General features: G+C 71.4%; 20 protein-coding genes. 7 read left to right on the top strand and 13 right to left on the bottom strand.

From position 1 onward, the window contains the following. Nucleotides 1–4: 4 nt before the first annotated feature. The 5 genes from cobJ to O7R11_RS05610 all read right to left on the bottom strand — a co-directional run bounded on the left by cobJ (nt 5) and on the right by O7R11_RS05610 (nt 5,592). Nucleotides 5–1,834: a precorrin-3B C(17)-methyltransferase gene (gene cobJ, locus O7R11_RS05630; RefSeq protein WP_337996515.1), complete on the bottom strand. Its 1,830-nt coding sequence runs from the start codon at nt 1,832–1,834 to the stop codon at nt 5–7. Nucleotides 1,835–1,842: 8 nt separating this feature from the next. Then, a complete protein-coding gene (gene cobI, locus O7R11_RS05625; RefSeq protein WP_337996514.1) occupies nt 1,843–2,538 on the bottom strand; it encodes a precorrin-2 C(20)-methyltransferase in 696 nt (231 codons plus the stop codon). After that, entirely contained in the window at nt 2,535–3,749 is a 1,215-nt protein-coding gene (cbiE, locus tag O7R11_RS05620) for a precorrin-6y C5,15-methyltransferase (decarboxylating) subunit CbiE (protein WP_337996513.1), read from the bottom strand. The genes cobI and cbiE overlap by 4 nt, the downstream gene beginning before the upstream one ends. Continuing rightward, entirely contained in the window at nt 3,746–4,399 is a 654-nt protein-coding gene (locus tag O7R11_RS05615) for a precorrin-8X methylmutase (protein ID WP_337996512.1), read from the bottom strand. Before O7R11_RS05615 ends, cbiE begins: the two co-directional genes overlap by 4 nt. A 68-nt stretch (nt 4,400–4,467) precedes the next feature. Next, nucleotides 4,468–5,592 (bottom strand): sirohydrochlorin chelatase, encoded by a 1,125-nt coding sequence (locus O7R11_RS05610; RefSeq protein ID WP_337996511.1) that lies wholly within the window; start codon nt 5,590–5,592, stop codon nt 4,468–4,470. Between the two features lie 210 nt (nt 5,593–5,802). Between O7R11_RS05610 and cobM the strand changes: the two genes are divergently transcribed. Then, nucleotides 5,803–6,567, top strand: a complete 765-nt coding sequence (cobM, locus tag O7R11_RS05605) for a precorrin-4 C(11)-methyltransferase (RefSeq protein WP_337996510.1) — start codon at nt 5,803–5,805, stop codon at nt 6,565–6,567. Between the two features lie 188 nt (nt 6,568–6,755). Here cobM and O7R11_RS05600 read toward each other — a convergent pair whose 3' ends face one another. From O7R11_RS05600 to O7R11_RS05590, 3 genes are all read right to left on the bottom strand, one after another. Further along, nucleotides 6,756–7,421 carry a J domain-containing protein gene (locus O7R11_RS05600; RefSeq protein ID WP_337996509.1) on the bottom strand — a complete coding sequence of 222 codons (666 nt, stop codon included), beginning with the start codon at nt 7,419–7,421 and terminating at the stop codon, nt 6,756–6,758. Nucleotides 7,422–7,742: 321 nt separating this feature from the next. After that, on the bottom strand, nt 7,743–8,108 hold the full coding sequence (locus O7R11_RS05595; protein WP_337996508.1) for a response regulator: 366 nt from the start codon (nt 8,106–8,108) through the stop codon (nt 7,743–7,745). Continuing rightward, complete coding sequence (locus tag O7R11_RS05590; protein ID WP_337996507.1) at nt 8,083–10,509, bottom strand: PAS domain-containing sensor histidine kinase; 2,427 nt, start codon at nt 10,507–10,509, stop codon at nt 8,083–8,085. The genes O7R11_RS05595 and O7R11_RS05590 overlap by 26 nt, the downstream gene beginning before the upstream one ends. 128 nt (nt 10,510–10,637) lie before the next feature. Between O7R11_RS05590 and O7R11_RS05585 the strand changes: the two genes are divergently transcribed. Beyond that, nucleotides 10,638–11,054, top strand: a complete 417-nt coding sequence (locus O7R11_RS05585) for a DUF1636 domain-containing protein (RefSeq protein WP_337996506.1) — start codon at nt 10,638–10,640, stop codon at nt 11,052–11,054. 8 nt (nt 11,055–11,062) lie between these two features. On the opposite strand, the gene cobA is transcribed toward O7R11_RS05585, so the two are convergent. Continuing rightward, nucleotides 11,063–11,890, bottom strand: a complete 828-nt coding sequence (gene cobA / locus O7R11_RS05580) for a uroporphyrinogen-III C-methyltransferase (RefSeq protein ID WP_337996505.1) — start codon at nt 11,888–11,890, stop codon at nt 11,063–11,065. Nucleotides 11,891–11,985: 95 nt separating this feature from the next. Here cobA and O7R11_RS05575 point away from each other — a divergent pair, with 95 nt between their 5' ends. Together O7R11_RS05575 and O7R11_RS05570 are read left to right on the top strand one after the other, a co-directional pair. After that, the gene (locus O7R11_RS05575; protein WP_337996504.1) at nt 11,986–13,068 is read left to right on the top strand and encodes a cobalt-precorrin-5B (C(1))-methyltransferase; all 1,083 of its coding nucleotides are present in this window, start codon (nt 11,986–11,988) and stop codon (nt 13,066–13,068) included. Next, a complete protein-coding gene (locus tag O7R11_RS05570) occupies nt 13,055–13,813 on the top strand; it encodes a cobalt-precorrin-6A reductase (RefSeq protein WP_337996503.1) in 759 nt (252 codons plus the stop codon). The genes O7R11_RS05575 and O7R11_RS05570 overlap by 14 nt, the downstream gene beginning before the upstream one ends. Before the next feature lie 227 nt (nt 13,814–14,040). Here the strand turns inward: O7R11_RS05570 and O7R11_RS05565 are convergent, their stop codons facing one another. From O7R11_RS05565 to O7R11_RS05555, 3 genes are all read right to left on the bottom strand, one after another. After that, nucleotides 14,041–14,790, bottom strand: coding sequence for a Bax inhibitor-1/YccA family protein (locus O7R11_RS05565; RefSeq protein WP_337996502.1), 750 nt, complete (start codon nt 14,788–14,790; stop codon nt 14,041–14,043). A gap of 111 nt (nt 14,791–14,901) precedes the next feature. Beyond that, nucleotides 14,902–17,430, bottom strand: coding sequence for an ABC transporter permease (locus O7R11_RS05560; RefSeq protein ID WP_337996501.1), 2,529 nt, complete (start codon nt 17,428–17,430; stop codon nt 14,902–14,904). Then, on the bottom strand, nt 17,427–18,143 hold the full coding sequence (locus tag O7R11_RS05555; RefSeq protein ID WP_337996500.1) for an ABC transporter ATP-binding protein: 717 nt from the start codon (nt 18,141–18,143) through the stop codon (nt 17,427–17,429). Before O7R11_RS05555 ends, O7R11_RS05560 begins: the two co-directional genes overlap by 4 nt. On the opposite strand from O7R11_RS05555, the gene O7R11_RS05550 reads away from it, so the two are divergent. Genes O7R11_RS05550 through cobB form a run of 3 tightly spaced genes read left to right on the top strand, consistent with a single transcriptional unit; the run spans nt 18,142 to nt 20,080 of the window. Beyond that, nucleotides 18,142–18,777 (top strand): arylesterase, encoded by a 636-nt coding sequence (locus tag O7R11_RS05550; RefSeq protein ID WP_337996499.1) that lies wholly within the window; start codon nt 18,142–18,144, stop codon nt 18,775–18,777. The genes O7R11_RS05555 and O7R11_RS05550 overlap by 2 nt on opposite strands. Next, nucleotides 18,774–19,352: an RNA 2',3'-cyclic phosphodiesterase gene (gene thpR, locus O7R11_RS05545; protein ID WP_337996498.1), complete on the top strand. Its 579-nt coding sequence runs from the start codon at nt 18,774–18,776 to the stop codon at nt 19,350–19,352. Before O7R11_RS05550 ends, thpR begins: the two co-directional genes overlap by 4 nt. Beyond that, on the top strand, nt 19,349–20,080 hold the full coding sequence (gene cobB / locus O7R11_RS05540) for a Sir2 family NAD+-dependent deacetylase (protein ID WP_337996497.1): 732 nt from the start codon (nt 19,349–19,351) through the stop codon (nt 20,078–20,080). Before thpR ends, cobB begins: the two co-directional genes overlap by 4 nt. 188 nt (nt 20,081–20,268) lie before the next feature. Here the strand turns inward: cobB and O7R11_RS05535 are convergent, their stop codons facing one another. After that, nucleotides 20,269–21,177, bottom strand: coding sequence for a DMT family transporter (locus O7R11_RS05535; RefSeq protein WP_337996496.1), 909 nt, complete (start codon nt 21,175–21,177; stop codon nt 20,269–20,271). Nucleotides 21,178–21,197 lie beyond the last annotated feature (20 nt).

Genomic DNA, 21,197 nt, shown 5'->3' with positions numbered 1-21,197 from the left:
GCGGTCAGCCGGGTTGCAGGAAGGAGAGCTTCTTGGCGTAGCCGCGCGGCGAATAGACCCAGGTGCGCCCGGCGAGGTCGAAGGCGCGCGTCGCCGAATTGCCGATGATCACCATGGAGAGCATGTCCGCGTGCTCCGGGGTGAGTTCGGCCAGGGTGATCGTCTGCACGCTCTGGTCGTCGCGGCCGACGTTGCGGGCGATCACCACCGGCGTGGTTCCGGGCCGCCCGGTGAGCAGGATGTCCCGCGCGCGTTCGATCTGGCTGCGGCGGCGGCGCGACACCGGGTTGTAGAGCGCGACGATGAAGTCGCCGAGCGCCGCGGCCTTGAGCCGCGTCTCGATGGTTTCCCACTCGGTGAGCAGATCGGACAGAGAGATCAGGCAGAAGTCGTGGCCCATCGGCGCGCCGGCGAGCGAAGCCGCGCCCTGCGCCGCGGTGATGCCGGGCACCACGCGCACCCGGATGCGCCGCCAGTCGGGGCGGTGCTCGCCCTTGTCCAGCATTTCCATGACCAGGGAGGCGAGGGCGTAGATGCCGGGGTCGCCGGAACAGACCAGCGCCACGTCGTGGCCCTCGGCGGCGAGGTCGAGCGCCTTGGTGACGCGCACTTCCTCGCGCGTCATGCCGGAGACGTGCTGCGGCTTGCCCTCGATGAGGTCGGAAACCAGGTTGAGGTAGCGCTTGTAGCCCACCACCGCGTCGGCGCGGGCGATCGCGGCGGTGGCGTCCGGCGAACGCCACGCGGCGGAGCCGGGACCGACGCCGACCACGGTGAGGCTGCCGCGCGCCTGGCCGACGCCGCGCGGGTCGATCGGCTCCGGCGCGCGGGCGACGGCGCAGGTGGCGTTTTCCGACTTGGTCTTGGCCACCGCCAGCGCCGCACCCGTCCCGGCGGCGGCGAAGGCCGCGCCCTCGGCGACGCCCCAGCAGCCCACCGCGGCGAAGGCGTGTTCGGATTTCTCGGTCAGGCGCTCGGCATGGGCGTTGAGCGCCTCGGCGGAGAAGAAGCGCAGCGGCACGCCGAAGTGCGCCGCCGCGGCCTCGAACGCCGGTTCGTCCATCTTCGCGTCGATCGAGGCGAGGCACGCCACCGCGCCCGCGGCGAGGCCCGCGCCCGCCAGCGTCCTGTCGATCAGCGCGATCACCTCGTCCGCCGCGGCGCCGCGGTTGCAGCCGATGCCGACGGCAAGCACCGGCGGGTGCATCACCAGGGTGGCGGCATCGCCGGGCAGCGCCGCATCGGTGACGCGGATGCGCACCGGCGCGGCGGCGTCGAACACCGCGCCGCACTCGGAAAGCCAGGCGGCGGTGCCCGCCTCGACGGAAAGCGCCACCGGCAGGCCGGAGAGCAGGCGGCCCACCACTTCCTTGGCGGTCTGCGGGTTGGCGGCGCGCCAGCCCGCGGGCGGCTCGTCCAGCGCGATGTCGAAGCGCACGTCGCCCGCCGTGGTCACCCCGGCGGCTCCGTTCAACACGGTGGAGAGCTTGCGCGCCAGGCGGTTGGCCCCGTGGTGTCCGCCGAGGAGCGGCACCGCGACGCTGCCGTCCTGCGCCACCGCCAGCACCGGCGGCTCGCTCCACTTGTCGGCGAGGCAGGGGGCAAGGGCGCGCACCAGGATGCCCGCGGCGCACACGCCGATGATGCCGCTGCCGCCGCGGAACAGGCGGCGCAGGTGCGCCGCCGCGTCGGTGAAGGTTTCGTCGCAGGCGGAAACCCGCGCCTCGAAACCGTGGATCGTCGCGCCGGGCAGGGCCGCGCGGATTTTTTGCGCGACGGCGAGGCCGCTTTCGGAGAATACGACGATGGCGGTCGGCGGGCAGGTCTGGGTCATGGGAAACGTCAATCCGTGTCGCGGAAAACCAGGATGATCGAGAAGTAGGGGGCGGTCTCGTCGGTGAGGCGGGCGAGCGGCACGACGCGCTGCCCCGGGGTGAGCGCGCGCTCCACATAGGTCGCGCCGCCGGTGCAGCCGAGGCGCTCGATCACCGCGCGGATCTTCGGCAGGTGGCGGCCCACCTTCATGATCACCGCGGCGGAGGTGTGCGCCAGCTCGCGCTCGAGAATCTCCTCGGGCAGGGTGCCGGGCAGCACGGTGAGAATGTCCTCGCGGCCGACGAGCGGCAGGCCCGCGGCGGCGGCGCACGCGGTGACCGAGGAGACGCCGGGCACCACCTCGACCTCGAAGCGGTCGGCGAGGCGGTCGTAGAGGTACATGAAGCTGCCGAAGAGGAAGGGGTCGCCCTCGCACAGCAGCACCACGTCGCGCCCGGCCTCGAGGTGCGCGGCGATGATCTCCGCGTGTTCGTCGTATTTCGCCTGGGCGATCGCGGTGTCGATCGCCATCGGCGTGTCGAGGGGAATCTCCTGCGCCGCGGCGGGAATGTAGGGGGCGGCGATGTCGCGCACGAAGCTGTCGCCGGTCCGGGTGCGCGGATAGGCGATGATCTGCGCCGCGCCGATCAGGCGGGCGGCTTTCATCGTCACCAGTTCGGGGTCGCCGGGGCCGAGGCCCAGGCCGTAGACTTTTCCGGTCACGCTTTCACTCCGGCATACTGGATCACCGGCGCCATCGGTTCGAACTTGGTCATCGCGCCGACCGGGGCATTACGCGCAATCGCCAGCTGTGTCAACGTGCCGCCGTTGCGTTTCTGGAATTCGAAGAGCAGCGCGGCGGATTCCAGCGCCACCACGTTGACCACCATGCGCCCGCCCGCGGCCAGGCGCTCCCAACAGGCGGCGAGGGTGTCGCCGCTGGTCAGCCCGCCGCCGATGAAGATGGCGTCCGGCTCGCCGGCGATGTCGTCCAGCGCCTCCGGCGCCAGGCCCTCGACGATCTCCACCGTCGGCGCGCCGAGGCGCAGGGCGTTGATGCGCAGCACCTGGGCGCGGTCGCGGTCGCGTTCGATCGCCACGGCGCGGCCGCTGGGGTTGAGGCGCAGCCACTCGATGGAGATGGAGCCGTTGCCCGCGCCCACATCCCACAGAGTCTCGCCGGGGCGGGGGCTGAGGGCGGCCAGGGTGACGGCGCGCACCTCGCGCTTGGTCAGCATGCCGTCGTGGAGGAAGGCCTCGTCCGGCAGGCCGGGGGCGAGGCCGTAGATGCGGGCATCCGCATCCGCCGCCACCTCGATCGCCACGGTGTTGAGCGCATCCACCGCCGGGTGCGGCCAGCCCGCCGCAGAGCCCTCGACGCGGCGCTCGCGCGCCCCGCCCATCGCCTCGAACACGGTGAGCCGCGACGGGCCGAAGCCGCGCTCGGAAAGATAGGCGGCAAGCCCCGCCGGGGTGTCGCCGTCGCGGGAGAGCACCACCAGCCGCGCGCCGGGGAAGAGGTGCCTCCCGATGCTTTCCAGAGGAAAGGCGTGCGCCGAAACCTCCACCGCGTCCTGCATCGCCCAGCCCATGCGCGAGCAGGCGAGCGAGAAGGCGGACGGCGCGGGATAGACCGAAATCTCGCGCGGGTCCAGCGTCCGCGCGAGCGTGGAGCCGACGCCGAACCACATCGGGTTGCCGCTCGCCAGCACCACGACGCGGCGGCCGCGCGCCGCGGAAATCGCGTCCAGGGTGCCGTCCAGGCCCGCCCAGACGATACGGTCCGCCGCGCCCTCGGGCACCATCTGCAACAGCCGCCGCGCGCCGACCAGCAGATCCGCCGCGTCCAGCGCGGCGCGCGCCGCGGCGGAAAGCCCGGAAAGGCCGTCCTCGCCGAGACCGATGACCGTCAGCCAGGGCGCGGCGTCGCTCATTTTGCGGCGCCTTCGCGTTCCGCCTTCGCCGCGATGGCCAAGGCGTTCAATGCCGCCACCGCAAGCGGGCTGCCGCCGCGGCGGCCGCGCACCGTGATGTAGGGCACGCCGCAGGAATGCGCAATCAGGGCTTCCTTGGATTCCGCCGCGCCGACGAAGCCCACCGGCATGCCGACGATCAGGGCGGGCTTCGGCCCGCCTTCGGACATCACTTCCAGCAGGCGGAAGAGCGCCGTCGGCGCGTTGCCGATGGCGACGATGGCCCCGGCCAACGCGTCGCCCCACACGTCCACCGCCGCGGCGGCGCGCGTGGTGGCGAGGCGCTTCGCCGCCTCCGCGATGTCGGGATGGCGGATCAGGGTGATGATTTCGGCGCCGTCCGGCAGGTAGGGCCGGTGGATGCCGTGGCCGACCATCTCCACATCGGTGAAGATGTTCGCGCCCGCGTTGATCGCCGCCTTGCCCGCCGCCGCCGCATCCGCCGAAAAGGCGATGTCGCGGGCGAGCCCGGTGTCGCCGCTCGCATGCACCATGCGGATCACCGCGGGCTTCAGATCCTCCGGCACCTGGGAGAGGTCGCTCTCGCCCTCGATGATGGCGAACGACCGCCGGTAGATCTCGTCCGGATCGGTGACGTAATCGAATTTCATGGCCCGCTTCCCCCAGGCAGAATTTGGCCGGGTCCGCTGCGCGCGGACCCGGCAAGACTCAACGAGACTCAGTGGTGGTGGCCGCCGCAGCCGCACACGTGCTCTTCTTCGTGGCCGTGGCCGCCGCAGCACTCGTGCTCCTTTTCCTTCTCGGCCTCGGCCGCGCAGGCGCAATGCTCCGCGTCGCCGTGGCCGCCGCAGCACTCATGCTCCTCTTCGTGGGCATGCTCGGCGCAGCCGCACACGTGCTCTTCTTCGTGGTGATGCTCGTGGCCGTGGTCGTGACCGTGGCCGCCGCAGCACCCGCCGTGCTCGTGGGCGTGGTCGAACTCTTTCTTCATCCAGGGTTCTCCTTCCAAGGGTTTGCCCGATGCGATCCAGGCGCGATAGGCGCGCAGGCGGTCGTGAACCCCCGCGTCATCGCGCGCGATGTCGTGCAGACGCTCCATGAAGGTGTCGATGACGCGCGGGTGGTCCTTGAGATAGGGCACCTTGACGACCTGCACCTCGGGGAAGCGATCCGCCACCGCATCCGCCCAATCGTAAATCCGATCGACGAGGATGCCGGTGAACAGGAAATATGGGAACACCACGACGCGACGGAAAGCGTCCCGCTGCATTTCCCTCAGAAGCACCAGATCGGCGGTGGGGTGGGCCAGCCCGGAGAACCCCGTCTCCACCCAGCCGAAGCCCATCACATCCCACAGCATGCGGGCGACCTTGGCGATGTTGCCGTTGGCGTCGGGGTCCGAGGTGCCGCGCCCCACCACCACGAGAAGCGTGTCCTTGCGCGGCACCTTGCCGAAGGCCTCGTCGGCGGCGGCAAGCGCCGCCTCGATGCGGTCGCGCGCCGCCTCCAGCATCCGCCAGTCCAGCCCCAGCTCCGCGCCGAAGCGCACCGTCACCTCCGGATGCCGCGCCGCAAAGGCGTCCAGCTCCTGCGGAATGTCGGTCTTCATGTGCATCGCGGCGAACAGCATGCCCGGCAGCGCCCAGATCTCGCGCGCGCCGTCGGCGGCCATCGCCTCCAGGGATTCGGTGATCGTGGGATGGGCGAATTCCAGATAACCGCTCGCCACCTGGCGGCCGGGCAGGCGGGCCGCCAGGGCCTCCGCCACCAGGCCGAATTCCTCCACCGCGCGGACGTCGCGGCTGCCATGGCTGCAAATCAGGATCGCGGGTTCGTCGGTCATGGTTGCCTCCGGTGGGTGACCCGTCTCATTATGTTACAAAGTAACGCAACATAGCGGAGAGGAACGCCGGGGCGCAAACCTATTCCGAAGCCGCGCCCCTTCACAAGCGATTTCCGCCGCGGGCCCGCTTTTCCGCTGACACCCGGAAGCCGCCGGATTATAAGGACGGCCTTCGGCAAGACCACATCGCGACAGACGGGGAGTCGTTTCATGACCGTTCACTTCATCGGCGCCGGTCCGGGCGCCCCGGACCTCATCACCGTGCGCGGGCTGAAGCTGATCCAATCCTGCCCGGTCTGCCTCTACGCCGGTTCCCTGGTGCCGCGCGAGGTGGTCGCCGCCGCGCCCGCGGGCGCGCGCGTGCTCGACACCGCCGAGATGAACCTCGACGAGATCATCGCGGAAATGCGCCTCGCCCACGACAAGGGCCAGGACGTCGCCCGCGTCCACACCGGCGACCCGTCGCTCTACGGCGCCATCGACGAACAGATGCGCCGCCTCAACCCGCTCGGCATTCCCTACGACGTCACCCCCGGCGTGCCCGCCTATTGCGGCGCGGCGGCCAGCCTGAAGCGGCAGTTCACCCTGCCGACGATCAGCCAGACCATCGTGCTGACCCGCACCAACGTGCGCACCTCGCCGATGCCGGAAGGCCAGGACCTCACCACCATCGGCAGGACCAAGGCGACGCTGGCCATCCACCTCTCCGCCGCCAACCTCCGCCCGATCGTCGAAGAACTCTCGCCGATCTACGGCGCGGACTGCCCGGTCGTCGTCGCCTACCGCGTCACCTGGCCGGATGAGGAAATCGTCCGCGGAACCCTCGCCGACATCGAGGAAAAAGCCAAACACATCACCAAAACCGCCCTCGTCCTCGTCGGTCCCGCGCTCGCCGAACACGTCGAGTACCCGGACAGCTTCCTCTACGACCCCAACTTTACCACCGGCACCCGCCAGGCCAAGCCGAAGGTGTAACAACCAGGTCAGGGGCTCTGCCCCTGGACCCCACTGGGGCCGCGGGCCCCAGACCCCTTAACTGGTTTTCGCCGCGAAGCGGCAGACAGCACCTCCCGTTGCCGTCGCACGGGCTTATGGCGCTGCGCGCAAAAACCAAAAGTTACGGGGTGCGCGAGGGGACCGAGTCCCCTCGCAAGGCTTTGGTTTTACCCGGCGCGCAGCAGGGCGGCAGCGGCGTTGAGCTGGCTCATGCGTTCGTGGCTGCCGTAGGGGCTGTCCGGGTGGTGGATGGTGGCGAGCATGCGGAAGCGAGAGCGCACCGTCGTGGGCGAGGGGTTGAGTCCGGGCGGGAAGCCGAGGATGTGCAGCGCCTCCTCGCGGGTGCGCACGCCGTGGGCGAGGGGAACGAAGGAGAGCGCGGCGACGGTGGCGCGCAGGCGTTCGATCTCCTCGTCCTGGCGGGCGATGCGCCCCTCCGCCTCGGCGATGCGGCCATCCTGCGCCACCGCCACGGGCGGCGGCGGAACCGTGGGGTCGTTGAGGTCGAGCGCCAGCCGCCCCTGCGCCAGTCCGAGGGCCAGGCCGAGGGCGCGGCGGATCTGTTCCGGCGTCGTTCCTTCCGCCATGCGCACCTGGAGGCGCGGTTTGCGCCGCCAGGGCCGCCCGGCGGCGGGGCCGGATTTCAGGATCACCGTTTCGCGGTCCTCCGCTCCCGGCGCGCCGGTATCCGGCGCGGCCTCGACGAGGGAGCGCGGCAGGGCGAGCAGGATCGAGCGTGCCAGGTCCGCCGCGTTGACGCCGCGCGCCGCGGCCAGGCCGTTCACCGCATCGCGGAAGGCCAACGAACACGGCACGGTGTAGGATTTCTTCATCGACTCCTCCCGCAGACAAACCGCGACTCGTTGCACTCGCTGCGGAATCCGCCACGAATCGAGTCCGCTTGCGCAACGAGTCTACGCCCCATGACGCACCGGTCAACTACGTTCGGTGTTGAAGGGGAATAAAAACCAAAACTTTCCGGAGGGACTCGGTCCCTCCGAACCTCCCATAACTTTTTTCGCCGCGAAGCGGCTATCAACCATCACGCCGCGTGATGGCTCTATCGCACTACGTTCAAAAACAAGAGGTTAGGGGATCAAAGGGCCTTCCGGCCCTTTGCGGGTCCGGGCAGGGCCCGGCCTGGTTTTCCCGCGTCACCCCAACGCGCGGTCGATAGCGGCCAGGAGGTCGGCGTTGCGCAGGGGTTTTTTGAACACCGCGACGATGCCGTCCATCTGGTTGGCGCGTTTTTCCGAATCGTCCTCGGGGGCGAAGTAGCCGGAGTAGAGGATGATCGGCAGTTTCGGGTGGCTCTGGTGGAGGGTGCGGATGAGGTCCACGCCGTTGCCGTCGGGCATGGAGAGATCGACGATGGCGAGTTGCGGGCAGGCGGCGGCCACCGCCTCGGTCGCCTCGGCGACGCGATGGGCCTGGCGCACCTGATGGCCCGCCGCCTCCAGCACCAGGGCGATGGCCTCGCAGGCGAGCTGGTTGTCATCGACGATCAGGATGTCGGCCATCGGGCTCTCCTTCCGCGGGTTCGGATTCGGGTTCGAGCAGCGGCACCCACACGGTGAACGTGCTGCCGAGGCCGGGGTCGCTGTCCACGTCGATGCGGCCGCCCCAGTTGCGCACGATGCCGAAGGCGACGGCGAGGCCGAGGCCGGTGCCGTGGCCTTCGTCCTTGGTGGTGAAGAACGGCTCGAAGATGCGCTGCTTGGTGGCGTGGTCCATGCCCTTGCCGGTATCGATCACCGCGATCGCCACCGCCGGGCGGGCCTCGCCGCCGGGTTCCGCCGCATCGCCCTCGCCCGGGGTGAGCAGCAGGTCGCCGCGGCATTCCACGCGGATCTCCCCTGCGTGGTCCATGGCGTCGGCGGCGTTGGTGACGAGGTTGGTGAGCACCTGGCCGAGTTCGCGGCGGTCGAGGCGGGCCATCGCCGCGGCGGGGATGGCGTCGTCCACCGCCACGTCGAGGCGGATCTGCGGCGGCAGGCCGGTGCGGATGAACGCCACGGCGTCGTGGATCGCCGGGATGATGCGGGTGTTCTCGTCGGAGGCGGGGGCGTTGCGGGCGAAGGTGAGCACGCCGCGCACGATGGTTTCGGCGCGTTCCGCCGCGTCGGTGATGCGGGAGAAGCAGCGCGACGCCAGGGTGCCCGTTTCGATCTGCGACAGGCCGAGTTCGGACAGCGAAAAGATCGGCTGCAGGGTGTTGTTGAGTTCGTGCGCCACGCCGCTGGCGAGCTGGCCGAGCGCCTCCATCTTCTGGCGGTTCTGCTCGATGTCGCGCAGGCGCAGGTCCTCGGTGCGGTCCTCGATGCGCCACACCCAGCCGCCGTCGGGCATGGTGTGGGCGGAAAAGCGCAAATGCCGCCCGGCGAGCCACGGCACGTCGTCCTGGTTCGGCGCGTGCAGCAGGCGGTTCATGCGGGCGCGCACCTTGCCCTCGGTGACGCCGACGCCGAACGCGCCGAGCGTGGCGAGGAAGCGGAAGATGGCGATCGCCGGGGTGCCGTTGCGCGCCAGAGGCGAGGGCAGGTTGAGCATCGCGGGGAAGCGGGCGTTCCACTCGGTCAGCGTGTTGTGCGGACTGAACGCGGCGAGGCCGTGGTCCAGCGCATCCATGGTGATGCGCAGCAGGTCGGTGCGTTCGGCGAGCTCGTGCTCGCGGTCCTTGAGCGCCCTGAGCGCGCGGCTGCGCGCCGTGATGTCGGTGATCAGGGCGGTGATGCGCAGCGGGCGGCGGCGGTGTTCCGCCCGCTGGTAGACCCAGTCCACCTGCACCTCGCGGGGGGTGGAATCCGGGCGGTAGAGAAAGCTGGTGACGAAGCGCGCCTCCGGCTGGCGCATGTGGCGGATGGCCCGCGTGGTGGCGGCGAGCACCGGCCGCGCCTCCCAGGTGCCGAGGCGGTCGAACGGCAGGCCCAGGAGGTCGGCGGCGTTGCAGCCGACGATGTTTCCGGCCATCGGATTGGCCTGGGTGATCAGGCCGCGCTCGTCCAGTTCGACCAGGCCGATCGGCAGGGATTCCAGCAGCGCGCGGTAGCGCCGCAGGTTGTGGGCGGTTTCGTCCATGCGCTCGCGCATGGTGCCGGCGAACCCTCCGGCGGCGAGCGCCACGGCGGCGAGCGCGGCGTTGAGCGCCGCGGCATCGGCGAAGTCGGCGCCGCGGTCCGCGGCGAGCGCCGCGGCCAGCGCGCACGCCGCGCCGCCGACGAGGTTGAAGGCAAGCGCCGCGGCGAGCACCGCAAGGCCGAGCACGGCGGGCGTGCCCGCGCCCAGGGCATGGCTTTGCGCGATCAGCGCGGCGGCGGCGGCAAGCGCGGCGAGCCCCGCGGCCTCGGCGGGGCCGGAGGGCCAGCCCCAGCGGTTGCGCGGCGGCACCGGCAGCATGCGCGGCTCGGCGAAGCGGATCAGCGCGGCCAGCGGGAACAGCCAGAGCAGCGCCCCCGCCGCCGGGGCGAATGCGGCACGCGCCCAGAAGTCCGGCCCCAGGCCGCCGGTTGCGGCCTGCGCGGCGGCGGCGGCGGCCACCGCGGCCAGCGCCGCGCCGCCGCCCTGCGCCACGGCGGCGCCGTTCCAGCGCACCGGCACGGCGCGGCGGAAGCGCAGGATCAGCGCGGCGAGGGCAAAGGCGGCGAGCCCCGGCACGGCGGCCATCGGCGCGGGACCCAGCCCCCAGGCGTGGAAGGCGGCCACGGCGGCCACGGCGGCGGCGAGCCAGGCAGTCCCCCACAGCCAGCCGACGGCGAGGCACCACGCCCCGAGCGCGGGGATGAGCGGCGCGCCCCCCGGCCCGGCGACCACGGCGTCGCACGCGCCCGCCACGGCAAAGCCGCCGCAGAACAGCAGCCACCGCCACGCCGAGGCGGGCAGGCGGGAGAACAGGGCGGGGCGGCGGAACGGCGAATCGGGCATCACGACGGCTTCGAAAAAACCACGAACGGCGCGGCGGGACCGGCAAAACGGCGGTTGATCGCGGCTGCGCTTCGTCCCATCTTGTCCCTGACGCGGCGCGCCGCCGCCGTCAGGGGAGTCGCTCAACCATGACACATACCATACAAGTCTGCATCCGCTGCAACTTCACCAAGACCGCGGAAGAGAAAGACGGCAAGCGCGGCGGCACGCAGCTTTACGAGAATCTGCTCAAAAAATTCGAGAAGTGGCCCCACAAGGACGAATTCGCGGTGGAGCCGACACGCTGCATGGGCGCCTGCGGCACCGCCTGCATCGTCGCCTTCCGCGCGCCGGGCAAGATCTCCTGGGTGTTCGGCAACCTCAACCCGCGCTTCTCGGTGCCCAGCCTGCTGGAGTTCGCCGAGAAGTACCGCGCCGACCCGCAGGGCAACGTCCCCTACGACGACCGCCCGCCGGAAATGGCCGCGGGTCTGGTGGCGCGCCTGCACCCGGTGCAGGGCGACGCCGACCCCGCCGCCGCGGGCGGCGACGCCGATTGCGCGTGAGAAAGGGGTTATTCCCCGGCGGCGGGGCTGAGCGGCGCAAGCCGCGGCGAACGGTTGCCGGGGAACCAGTTGACCCAGACGCGGAAGTCCACCACCGGCCCGAGAACGAACAGCGCCGGGTTGGGCAGATCGCTCGCCGCCGCATCGGCGGCGCAGCGCGCGAGGGTGGAAATCAGCACCCGCTGGCGCGGCGTGCTGGCGTGGGAAACGATGGCGCAGTGCTCGTCCGGGTCGCGCCCGCCCGCGATCATCCGCTCGGCGATGCGCTTCAGCGACTTCATCGGCATGTAGATGACGATCACCGGCACGGTGCGCGCCAGGTCCTCCCAGCGCACGCGGCGCGACATGCCGCCGCTCTCGTCGTGGCCGGTGACGAACACCACGGCGTCGTTGGTGTCGCGCGTCGTCAGCGGAATCCCCGCATAGGCCAGGCCGCCGATGCCCGCGGTGATGCCCGGCACGATGCGGAAGGGAATCTCCGCCGCCACCAGGGCGTGGGTCTCCTCGCCGCCGCGGCCGAAGACGAAGGGGTCGCCGCCCTTCAGCCGCACCACCCGCTTGCCGAGCTGCGCCTGCTCGACCAGAAGCTCGCAGATGTCGCTCTGCTTCGGGCTGCACTTCCAGCCGCGCTTGCCGACGTTGACCAGTTCCACCCCCGGGCGGACCATGCCGAGGATGCGTTCGTCCACCAGGGCGTCGTGGACCACCACGTCGGCCTGCTCCAGGGCGGAGAGCGCGTGCAGGGTCAGCAGGCCGGGGTCGCCCGGCCCGGCGCCCACCAGCCAGACCCAGCCGGGCTCCAGCTCCACCGTGTATGCGTCGTAGCGTTTCATCATGGTCGGGGATATATGCCCAAGCGGCGCGGCGATGACAAGCGGCCATTCAGCCTGTATGACACTTTTCACAGGTTCCCGAGGCGAGAGGATGCCCGATGCCGGAAACCGGCAAGCCCCTGAGACACGGCTGGACCACCGGCGCCTGCGCGGCGGCGGCGGCGGCGGCGGCCTACCGCGCGCTCGCCACCGGCGTCTTCCCCGATGCGGTGGAGATCGTCCTGCCGCGCGGCGAGCGCCCCGTCTTCGCCCTGGCGACGAAGAGCCTCGCCGCGGGCGCGGCGACCGCGGGCGTGGTCAAGGATGCGGGCGACGACCCGGACGTCACCCACGGCGCGGAGGTCCTGGCCACGGTCGCGCCGGGAGAACCGGGCAGCGGCATCGCCGTCACCGGCGGCGCGGGCGTCGGCACCGTCACCCTGCCGGGGATTCCGGTGCCGGTGGGCGAGGCGGCGATCAACCCCGGGCCGCGCCGCATCATCGCCGCGGCGGTCCTGCGCGCCATGGACGAAACCGGCGGCCCGCGCGACGTCACCGTCACCGTCTCCATCCCCGGCGGGGAAAAACTCGCCGAGCAGACCCTCAACCCCCGCCTCGGAATTACCGGCGGCCTCTCGGTGCTCGGCACCACCGGCGTGGTCGTGCCGTTCTCCTGCGAGGCCTGGGTGCAAACCGTGCACCGCGCGGTGCAGGTGGCGGCGGCCAACGGCCTCACCCATATCGCCGGGTCCACCGGCTATGCCTCCGAACGCGCGGCGCAGCGCTTCTACGGCCTGCCGGAGGTCGCCCTCATCGACATGGGCGACTTCGTCGGCGGCCTGCTCAAATACCTGCGCGCCCACCCGCTGCCGCGCCTCACCCTCGCGGGCGGCTTCGCCAAGTTCGCCAAACTGGCGGAGGGCCACCTCAACGTCCACTCCGGCGCTTCCCGCGTCGATTTCGCCGCGCTGGCGGCGCAGGTGGAACGCCTCGGCGGCGCGCCCGCCGTGGTCGCCGCGGCGCGCGCCGCCAACACCGCGATGCAGGTGCTGGAACTCGCCGACGCCGCCAATCTGCCGCTCGCCGACGCGGTGGCGGCGCGCTGCCTCGCCGTGGCGCGCCAAATCCTCAAACCGCAAACCGCCGTGGACGTGCTGATCGTGGACCGCTCGGGCGAGGTGGTGGGCCATGCCGGACCGTGAGCCGCCGCGCATTCTCATCCTCGGCGGCACCGCCGACGCCGCGGCAATCGCCGCAAGCCTCGTCGCCACCGGGACCTGCCGCCCCCTCACCTCCCTCGCCGGACGGGTCAAATCGCCGCAGATGCCGCCGGGCGAGGTGCGCATCGGCGGCTTCGGCGGGGCCGAGGGCCTGCGCGCCTTCCTCACCGAAAACCGCATCAAGGCGGTGATCGACGCCACCCACCCCTTCGCCGCGCAGATCTCCGCCAACGCGCGCGCCGCCTGCGACGCCGCAGGCGTCCCCCGCCTCCAGGTCCGCCGCCCGGAATGGCCGCGCCACCCCGCCGACCGCTGGGTCGAGGCGGACTCCACGCAAGACGCCGCGCAACGCCTCCCCGCCCTCGGCCGCCGCGCCTTCCTCACCGTCGGCGTCACCGAACTCCAACCCTTCCGCAACCTGGCGGATACCTGGTGCCTGGTGCGCGTCGTCGATCCGCCGGAAAAACCGCTGCTCGACGGCCCGCACCGCACCCTCGCCGCGCGCGGCCCCTTCGCCGAAGAGGCCGAACGCGCCCTGATGAGCGACTACGCCATCGACGTGCTGGTGACCAAACACGCGGGCGGAAACGCCACCTACGGCAAACTCGCCGCCGCGCGCGGCCTCGGCATCCCGGTGCTGATGATCCGCCGCCCCGCCGCCGAACCCGGCGATACCGCACAGGCGGAAGACGCGCTCGCCTGGCTGCGGGGGAAGAGGCTGATTTAAAAAACCAAACCTTTGCGAGGGGACTCGGTCCCCTCGCGCACCCCACAACTGGTTTTTCGCCGCGTGACGGCTCTATGGCGCTGCGCGCAAAAACCAAAAGTTAGGAGGTCGAGGGGTCCGAGTCCCCTTGCGGGTGCGGGCGGAGCCCGCGTGTTTTTCCTTTCCCCCGAATCGAAAAGGGCCGGTCTGGCGACCGGCCCTTTTTCCGTTGTCCTCAGCCCTTGGGCTTACTGGTTCCGGTTGCCCATGAAGCGCAGCATGATGAGGAACATGTTGATGAAGTCGAGGTAGAGCGACAGCGCGCCCATGATCGCGGTTTTTTCGGCGATCGCGGCGTCGTGGCCGGCCATGAAGTACATCGACTTGATCTTCTGCGTATCGTAGGCGGTCAGCCCGGCGAAGATCAGCAGGAACATCGCGGAGAGCGCGAGGTCCAGCGCCGTGCTGTGCAGGAACATGTTGACCACCATGGCGACCAGGCCGCCGATCAGGCCCATGATCAGGAACGAGCCCATGCCGGTGAGGTTGCGTTTGGTGGTGTAGCCGTAGAGGCTCAACCCCGCGAACGCCGCGCCGGTGATGAAGAACACCCGGGTGATCGAGGCGCCGGTATAGAGCAGGAAGATATAGGCGAGCGACGCGCCGACCAGACCGGCGTAAACCCAGAACACCGTCTGTGCGGTGCGCACCGGCATCGTCTGGATCTTCATGCCGAGGAAGAACACCAGGCCCAGAGGCGCGAACATCACGACGTAGCCGAGCATGCTCGGCTGGACGCCGCGCGGGGTCACCGTGTACAGCATGTTGAGCAGCGCCGGGGTGTGCGCGACAACCCAGGCGACCAGGCCGGTGACGGCCAGGGCGGAGGCCATGTAGTTGTAGACCTTCAGCATATAGCTGCGCAGGCCCTGATCGACGGCTTCCGCAGCCGCACTACGGCCCATCGTCGCAGAACGCGGGTCGGTATACATCGTCATCGTCGTCCTCTCGTGCAAAGGGGCGGTCCACGCCCACCATGGGCAAAACATGTGGTGACGCCTCGGACCGCGCAAGTATGCCACGCGCAAAACCGAACGCAACCGCGGGATTCACAAATGCCGCAACCGCCGCGCCGGACGCGCCGCCAGCACCCGCCCGGCGATCAGCCCGCCGGTGGCCAGGCCCGCGGCGGCGGCGAGCGCGGCGACGAGGATGGCCGCGCCGGGGCGGAAGGTCCATTCCAGGCGCAGCGCCAGGCGCACCACCGCCCAGGCGGCGGCGCTGCCCGCGGCGATGGCGAAGGCCCCGGTGATCGCGCCGATGCCGAGGAACTCCCAGGCGGTGACGCGCATCAGCTCGCGCCGCCGCGCCCCCAGCACCTTGAGCACCACCGCCTGGTCGAGGCGCTCGCGCAGGCCTGCGGAGACCGCGCCGCCGAGCACCAGCAGCCCGGCGAGCACGGTGACGCCGGTGACCGCGAGCACGGCGCGCGCGCCGACGTCGGAGAGGCCCTGCACCCGTTCCAGCACGTCGGCGACGCGAATCGCCGAGACGTTGGGCAGCGCCGCGGCGACGGCGCGCTCCAGCGGCAGTTCGCCCTCCGGCGGCGCCTTGACCGTGGCGATGCGGGTGTGCGGCGCGGCGTCGATCACGCCGGGGGAGAAGACGAAGGCGAAATTCATCGACAGAGAGGTCCAGCGCACCGCGCGCAGGCTGGCGACGGTGGCGGTGATCTCGCGCCCGAGGATATTGACGGTGACGCTATCGCCGATGGAAAGGCCGAGGCCGTCCGCCACGCCCTTCTCCACCGAGACCTGGGGCTTGCCGGGCGCGCCCTGCCACCAGCTTCCGGCCACGATGTCCGCGCCGCGCGGCGGACGGGCCGCGGCGGTGAAGCCGCGGTCCCCGGCGAGCACCCAGCGCACCGCCGGGTCCACCGCGTTCGGGTCCGCGGCGCGGCCCTTGAGGGCGACGACGCGGCCGCGCACCATCGGCGCGCTGTCCTCCATCGCCGCGCCGGGGATGGCGGCGACGATCTCGGCGAAGCGGCTTGCCTGGTCCGGCTGGATGTCGATGAAGAAATAGCTCGGGCGGTCGTCGCCGCGTTCGCTGCCGACCTGGGCGGAGACGTTGCCCTGCACCTGGGTCAGCGTCACCAGCACCGTCGCGCCGAGGCCGAGCGCGGTCATCATCGGCGCGAGCGGCCCGCGCCGCCGCGCCAGGTTGGCGAGCGCGAGGCGGCCCAGAACGCCGGTAGCGGCCCCATGACAGCGCGCCGCGGCGGCGGAGATGCCCGCGGCGGCGAGGCGCAGCAGGCCGAGCACCGCGGCGGCCCCGGCGGCGAAGCCGAGGCCGAGTTCCGGCCGGTCGCCGGAGGCGGCGGCAAGCGCCAGCAGTGCGGCGAGCAGCGCCGCCAGCACCGCCCACGCGGCGGGGGAGATCGGGGAGGCGCGCTCGCCGGAAACATCCTGGAACAGCGCGGCGGCGGGCACCTCGCGGGCGCGCAGGAGCGGCAGCCAGGCGAACAGCGCGGCGGTGAGCGCGCCGAAGGCGGCGGCGCGGGCGAGCGGCAGGGGGTAGAGCGCGGGCAGCGGCGCGGCGGGCAGCATGCCGCCCTGGCCGATCAGCGCCGCCACCGGCCACGGCGCCGCCGCGCCGATGACGAGGCCCGCAAGAATCCCCACCGCCGCCACCGCGCCGATGACGATGGCGTGCAACGCGACGATCTGGCGGTTGGTCGCGCCCTGGGACTTCAGCACCGCCAGCACCGGGCGGCGCGCGTCCAGCACCGCGGAGACCGCGCTCGCCACGCCGACGCCGCCGACCAGCAGCGCGGAAAGCCCGGCCCAGGCGAGGAAGCGGGCGATGGTGTCGAGGAAGCGCCGCGTCCCCGGCGCGGCATTGTCCAGGCCGCGCACCCGCCACGCCTGGTCGGGCAGCGCCGCCTGCACCGCCGCGGCGGCAAGGCCCGGCGCGGCAAGACGTGCGGCATAGGTGATCAGGCTGCCCGGCTGCACCAGGCCGGTCGCCTGCAACCCGGCGAAATCGGTGATCGCCCGCGGCCCCAGGCTGAACATCCGCGACGCCGAATCCGGCTCCGCGAGAATGCGCGCGCGGATGCGGAAATCGGCATTGCCGATGCGCACGGAATCCCCCACCGCGAGGCCGAGGCGGGCGAGCAGCCCCTGCGCCACCGCGACGCCGGGTTCGCCGCCCTCATCCGCCGCAAACGCGCGGGCGGGCGGCAGCGGCGGGTCGAGGCGCAGCGCCCCCGCCAGCGGATAGGCCCGGTCCACCGCCTTGAGCTCGGTGAGCAGGGCGCGGCCGGTGCCGTCGGGGCGGCGCGCCATCACCCGCGCCTCGGCGATTTCGGAAACCCGGCCCAGTCTCTCCAGCGCGGCGCGCTCCGCCGCATCCGGCGGGCGGTAGAGGCGGGAGGCCTCGACATCGCCGCCGAGGAGGACACGCGCGTCGCGCGCCAGCCCCGCCTCCACCGAGGAGACCACGGACCCCGCGGCGGCCACCGCGGCGACGCCGAGGGCGAGCCCGGCGAGCAGCACGCGGAAGCCGGAAAAGCCGTTGGCGAAGCCGCCCTTCAAGTCGCGCAAGGCGAGGCGGAAGAGGGGAAAGCCGCTCACGCCGCGCGCCCCGTGTCGCTTTCCACCCGGCCGTCGCGCAGCCGCACGATGCGGCCGCAGCGCGCCGCCAGGGCCTCGTCGTGGGTGATCAGCACCAGCGTCGCCCCGTCCGCGCCGCAGGCGGAGAGCATCAGTTCCGCCACCGCCTCGCCGCTGTCGTGGTCGAGGTTGCCGGTGGGTTCGTCGGCGAGCAGCAGGCCGGGCCTCGGCGCCAGCGCGCGGGCCAGCGCGACGCGCTGCTGCTCGCCGCCGGAAAGCTTCGACGGCAGATGGCCGAGGCGGCGCGACAGCCCCACCGCCGCCAGCACCTCCGCGGCACGGGCGCGCGAATCCGCCACGCCCGCAAGGTCCAGCGGCACCGCCACGTTGTCGAGCGCGGACAGCGTCGGGATAAGGTGGAACGCCTGGAAGACGATGCCGACGCGGCCGCGGCGGAACACCGCCATTTCGTCCTCGGAGAGGCCGTCCAGGCTCTCGCCGCCGACGCAGACGCGCCCGCGGGTCGGGCGCTCCAGCCCCGCCATCAGCATCATCAGCGTGGATTTGCCGGAACCGGACGGCCCGAGCACCGCCACCCGCTCGCCGGGTTTGATCGCGAGACCTATATCGTCCAGGATGGTCAGGGCTCCGGCGTCGGTGGCGGCGTCGAAGCCCACGCCATCGAGGCGCAGGGCCTCGGCGGCGGCGGTTTCCTCTTCTCGGGGCAAGGTCATGTCGGTCCTTCGTGCGATCTTCTGCATTCTCGTGGCGCTCGCCGCGGTTCCGGCGCACGCCGCGCCGCCCTTGGTCCTGGTCGCCCTGGGCGACAGCCTTACCGCCGGGTACGGCCTGCCGCAGGACGCCGCCTTCCCCAGCGTGCTGGCCCGCCGCCTCACCGACATGGGGTGGCAGGTGGAGGTGCGCAACGCCGGGGTTTCCGGCGATACCACGGCGGGCGGACTGGCGCGGCTCGACTGGGCGCTCACCCCGCCGCCGGACGCGGTGATCCTGGAACTCGGGGCCAACGACGCGCTGCGCGGACTGCCCCCCGCCGAGGCCAAGGCCAACCTCGCCGCGATGCTGAAAAAGCTCAAGGAGAAGAACGTCCCGGCGCTGCTCGCCGGGATGCGCGCGCCGCGCAACCTCGGGGCCGCCTACGCCACGGAGTTCGACGCGATCTACCCGGCGCTCGCCGCGGAGTTCGGCGTGCCGCTCTACCCCTTCTTCCTCGCGGGCGTCGCCGCCGACCCGCGCTATGTGCAGCCCGACGGCCTGCACCCGACGCGCGAGGGCGTGGAGATCGTCGTGAACGCCATCCTCCCCCAGGTGGAAGAGCTGCTGGACCGCGCCGCCAAGGGGGCGCGATGATCCGCCTGTTCTTCGGCCTGCCGCTGCCGGAAGCCTGCCGCGCGCGCCTTGCCGCCATCGCCCATGGCCTGCCGGGGGCGCGCTTCATCCCGCCGGAAAACTATCACATCACCCTGCGCTTCATCGGCGAGGTGGATGAAGGCCGGGCGGAGGAGATCGCCGCGGCGATGGACCGCCTCGCCCATCCCGCGGTCGCGGTGCGCCTTTCGGGCCTCGGCGTCGAAGGAGCGCGGCACCGCGCCGCCACCCTGTGGGCGGAGGCGGACCCCACGCCGCAGCTCGCCGCCCTGCAGGACAAGGTGGAGCGCCTCTGCCGCGCCGCGGGCTGCGCGGCGGAGACCCGGCGCTTCCGCCCCCACGTCACCCTGGCGCGGCTGAAGGCCACGCCGCCCGCGCGGCTGCAGGACTATCTCGCCGCCCACGGCCTCGCCACCTGCCCGCCGTTTTCCGTTGACGCGGTGGTGCTCTATTCCAGCATCCTCACGCCGCGGGGTTCGCTCTACACCGAGGAAATGCGTTTCCCCCTCACCGCGGGGGCGTTACCATCGGCCCGAACCGCCGGAGAACCGCCATGACCGAACCCGCCTCCACCATCGTCATCCTCACCGGCGCCGGAATTTCCAAGGAATCCGGCCTCGACACCTTCCGCGACAACGACGGCATCTGGGCCAAGGTGCGCATCGAAGACGTCGCCACGCCCGAGGCCTACATCCGCAACCCCACCCGCGTGCAGGAGTTCTACAACGCCCGCCGCGCCGGACTGAAGGAGCCCAACGTGGTGCCCAACCCGGCGCACGATGCGCTCGCGCGCCTGGAAAAGGATTGGCCGGGCGAGGTGCTGCTGGTCACCCAGAACATCGACGATTTGCACGAACGCGCGGGCTCGCACAACCTCATCCACATGCACGGCGAACTCCTCAAGGTGCGCTGCGAATACTGCGACGCCCTGATGCAGTGGGAGGACGACCTCTCCACCACCACGCCGTGCCCGCACTGCGGCCGCAAGGGCGGCCTGCGCCCCCACGTGGTGTGGTTCGGCGAAATGCCGCTGGGCATGGACAAGATCTACGAATCCCTCGATACCTGCCGCCTCTTCGTCTCCATCGGCACCTCGGGCAACGTCTATCCCGCCGCGGGCTTCGTGCAGCATGTGCGCTACCGCGGCCTCGCCCACTCGGTGGAACTCAACCTCGAACCCTCGCAGGGCGCCACCCTGTTCTCCGAGGCGATCTACGGCCCGGCCACGGAAATCGTCCCCGCCTTCGTCGAGCGCATCCTCAAAGACGGCATCCCCGCGCCGTGAACACCGGGCCAGGGGCGCTGACCCCGGACCCCGCTGGGGACTCGGTCCCCAGACCCCATGACTGGATTTTTGCCGCGAAGCGGCGATCAACCCCTGCTGCATCGGGCAGGACTTATGGCGCTTCGCGCAAAAACCAAAAGTCATGGGGAGCGCGAGGGGTTCGCGACCCCTCGTAACGTTTTAGCTTTTCACGCCGCCGGGGGCGGTATGTCCTCCACGCGGGCGTGGGTTTTGGCTTCGCGGCGCATGATGTAGAGCACCGAGGCGACGATGATGCCGCCTCCGGCGAGGGTGGTTGCGGCCGGGATTTCGGCGAAGACCGCGAAACCGAGCACGGCGGAAACCGGCAACTGCAGGAAGTTGAACGGCGCGACCACCGAGGCGTCTCCGGCGCGGTAGGAGCGGATGTAGAGGTATTGCCCGATGCTGCCCATCAGGCCGATCAGGGCGAGCCAGGCGGTCTGCGCCGCCGTCGGCGTCCGCCACACCGGGATGGCGGGGACGAGAGTGGTGAAGATGATGCTGAGGGAGAAGTAGGAAAGGATGGTGAGCGGCGCCTCGGTGCGCGACATCACCTTCACGCTGACCATGGCGAGCGCCATGAAAAAGGCCCCGCCGACGGCGATGAAGGCGGCGGGGCTGAACCCCTCCGCCCCCGGCCGCGCGGCGATGACGACGCCGGAAAAGCCGACGAGCGCGGCGGCCCAACGGTGCCAGCCGACTTTTTCCTTCAGCAGAAGCGGCGCCATGGCGAGCAGGAACAGCGGCTGGCTGAACGACAGCGCGGTGGCGTTGGCGAGCGGCAGATGGGTGAGGGTGTAGAAGAAGCAGAGCATGGCGCCGCAGCCGGAGGCGGCGCGCCAGAGGTGGAAGAGGGGCTTGCGGGTGGCGAACACCCGCATCCCGCCCGAGCCCGCGATCACCGGCAGCAGCACCAGGAAACCGAACACGGCGCGGAAGAAGGCGACCTCGAAGGGGTGGAGGTCCTGGCCGACGTATTTGATCAGCGCGTTCATCTGGGAGAACAGGCAGACGGCGAGCACCATCCACAACGCCCCCCGCACGTTGCCCGATGTCCGCGCCAACCACCCCAGCATACGCATTCCGCCCGCAAGCG

Source organism: Oleispirillum naphthae, assembly GCA_027864655.1.
In the GTDB taxonomy this organism is placed as follows: domain Bacteria; phylum Pseudomonadota; class Alphaproteobacteria; order Rhodospirillales; family Rhodospirillaceae; genus Oleispirillum; species Oleispirillum naphthae.
Note: the sequence above shows the minus strand (reverse complement) of the source record. Positions and strands in the feature narration are given on the sequence as shown.